This window comes from Mycobacterium kyorinense, from assembly GCF_001672775.1.
Classification (GTDB): domain Bacteria; phylum Actinomycetota; class Actinomycetes; order Mycobacteriales; family Mycobacteriaceae; genus Mycobacterium; species Mycobacterium kyorinense_A.
The window spans coordinates 1-2,832 of record NZ_LZKJ01000003.1 but is presented as its reverse complement, the minus strand read 5'-3'; the positions used below and the strand labels follow the sequence as shown (position 1 = coordinate 2,832).

Sequence of the window (2,832 nt, the reverse complement as noted above, 5' to 3'; positions counted from 1 at the left end):
CCTGCCCGCGCGACAACGGACCGGCCGCGGTGCAGAAACTGGAGTCGCTCAAGGCCGAGATCGGCTTCTCCGAGGTGCTCTACGACGACCACGTCGGCAAGGTGTCGCTCATCGGCGCCGGCATGCGCAGCCACCCGGGTGTCACGGCCACGTTCTGCGAGACGCTGGCCGAGAACGGGGTCAACATCGACCTGATCTCCACCTCGGAGATCCGGATCTCGGTGCTGTGCCGCGACACCGAGTTGGACAAGGCGGTTCTCGCGCTGCACGAGGCGTTCAAGCTCGGCGGCGAGGAGCAGGCGACGGTCTACGCCGGGACGGGGCGCTAGATGGTTGCCATTGGCGTCGTGGGTGCCACCGGGCAGGTGGGCCAGGTGATGCGCACCCTGCTGGAAGAGCGCGACTTCCCGGCAAGCAGCGTGCGGTTCTTCGCCTCGGCACGCTCGCAGGGCCGCAAGCTGTCGTTCCGCGGCGAGGAGATCGAGGTCGAGGACGCCGAAACTGCCGACCCGAGTGGACTGGACATCGCGCTGTTCTCCGCCGGCGCGACGATGTCCCGCGTACAGGCGCCACGCTTCGCCGCCGCCGGGGTGACGGTGATCGACAACTCCTCGGCGTGGCGCAAGGATCCTGACGTGCCGCTGGTGGTCTCCGAGGTGAACTTCGCCGCCGCGCGCAACCGGCCGAAAGGCATTGTCGCCAACCCGAATTGCACGACGATGGCTGCGATGCCGGTGCTCAAGGTGCTACACGACGAGGCACAGCTGGTGCGCCTGGTGGCCTCGACCTATCAGGCCGTCTCCGGCAGCGGGGTGGCCGGGGTGGCCGAGTTGGCCGGGCAGGTGCGCGCCGTGGTCGATGGCGCCGAGCTGCTGGTACACGACGGCAGCGCGTTGGCATTCCCGCCGCCCAAAACCTACGTCGCGCCAATCGCTTTCAACGTGTTGCCGCTGGCAGGCTCGCTGGTCGACGATGATTCCGGCGAGACCGATGAAGACCAGAAGCTGCGCAACGAAAGCCGTAAAATCCTCGGCATTCCCGACCTCCTGGTCAGCGGCACCTGTGTGCGGGTTCCGGTGTTCACCGGCCACAGCTTGTCGATCAACGCCGAGTTCGCGCAACCGCTTTCACCCGAACGTGCCCGCCAACTTCTCGACGGCGCCCCGGGTGTCAAGCTGGTCGACGTGCCGACGCCGCTGGCGGCCGCGGGGGTCGATGAGTCGCTGGTGGGCCGGATTCGACAAGATCCGGGCGCGCCGGATGGGCGTGGCCTGGCGCTGTTCGTCTCAAGTGACAACCTGCGCAAGGGCGCAGCCTTGAACACTATTCAGATCGCCGAGCTGCTGGCCGCCGAATTGTGATCCTGGGGTGATCCCGACGCCCGACGCCGACCGCGTTGCGCGCCGATCTCTGACGGTCTTGGTTGTGGCATCCTTGCTTGTCCTGCAGGCTGTTTCGGTTGCGAATGCCGATCCGCCCGCGCCGATGCCCGAGCCGATCCTGCAGCCGCTGTTGCCGGGGGAGGTGATCCGGATCGGTCCCACCGCCGGGACTGGTACGGCCACCCGGGATTACGGTATCGGTGCCACCGACCTGTGCGAGTTCATGGAGTTTCCCACCGAGGTGCTGCAGGTGTGCGGGGATAGCTTCGCCGGTCAGGGTGTCGGCTTCGGTGGTTGGTTCACTCCGATCGCATTACGCGTAGACACCTCGTCGGTCGATGACCCGGACGGGGTGCGCTACACCGGGGTCACGGGCATCTCGGAGCCGCTCCTGGCCGACCAGCCGCCGCCGGGGTCGGGGCAGCTACCAGCCGGGGTGGTACGGATCAACCGCGACAACTATCTGCTCGTCGCGACCACCAAAGAACTGGTGGCACAAAGCTCGCGGCTAGTGAAAGCCCAACCGGCACATGGCTATTGGCAGACGGTTGCTGGCTCGGTGCGAGAGGCGTCCTATCAGGACGGCGGGCAGTCACAGATCAGCGGTTATTACGATCCGATCCCGACGGTTGACTCGCCGACCGGCTGGGTCTACATCGTCGCCGACAGTTTCCAACGCGACCGGCCGCCGGTGCTGTACCGGGTCGCCCCGGAGAATTTTACCGACCGCTCCCGATGGCAAGGCTGGGCGTCGGGACTCGAGGGCGGTTGGAACAAACCTCCAACGCCGTTGTGGCAGGACATGGTTGGTGAGATGAGCTTCAAGCAGATCGACGGGAAGGCCGTCCTGTCGTATTTCAACTCCAACACGGGAAACATGGAAGTCCGGGTCGCCGACGAACCGACCTCGCTGGGCACCGCGCCGGTGACCACGGTGGTGCAGCACGACGAGTGGCCCGACCCTGCCGAAAGCCTGCCGCCGCCGTATGACAACCGGTTGGCCCAGCCATACGGTGGTTATATCTCCCCGGGGTCGACGCTCGACGAATTACGCGTATTCGTAAGCCAATGGCACAACAGCGATCCGCGCGCCCGGGCCCCGTACCGAGTGATCCAGTTCGCGGTCAACCCGTTCAAGCCCGATGACTCATAGCTGTTACATAGCTAGCACCTAGCTCGGACTATCGGTTGGCCGCGCATGATGCGAAGCATGAGTGAAACACCTGAAGCACGCACTGCGCCGACTGCGGCCACAACCACGCCACGTCCGGACAAGCCGTATTGGCTTTATCGACTCGCCGCATGGGTCGTGATCGTCGCCGGCATCCTGTTCATCGTCACGACCATTTTCTTCGCCGGCTACCGGATCGCCGGACATCATGGTCATGGTCACCACGGCCACCACCACGGCCACCACCACTCGATGTTCCACCGCGGACCGGGCGGCGGA

Annotated in this window: 3 protein-coding genes and 1 pseudogene; all 4 read left to right on the top strand. The window is 65.6% G+C overall.

Annotated elements, in window-relative coordinates; genetic code table 11:
- The coding region (locus A5707_RS00170; protein ID WP_156657363.1) for an ACT domain-containing protein at positions 1 to 329 on the top strand (329 nt) is incomplete at its 5' end.
- Positions 330 to 1,361, top strand: a complete 1,032-nt coding sequence (locus A5707_RS00165) for an aspartate-semialdehyde dehydrogenase (RefSeq protein ID WP_065012513.1) — start codon at positions 330 to 332, stop codon at positions 1,359 to 1,361.
- Between the two features lie 124 nt (positions 1,362 to 1,485).
- Positions 1,486 to 2,535, top strand: a complete 1,050-nt coding sequence (locus tag A5707_RS00160; protein WP_082969145.1) for a DUF4185 domain-containing protein — start codon at positions 1,486 to 1,488, stop codon at positions 2,533 to 2,535.
- 57 nt (positions 2,536 to 2,592) lie between these two features.
- Positions 2,593 to 2,832 (top strand): annotated as a pseudogene (locus A5707_RS23605) (hypothetical protein); the annotation flags it as partial.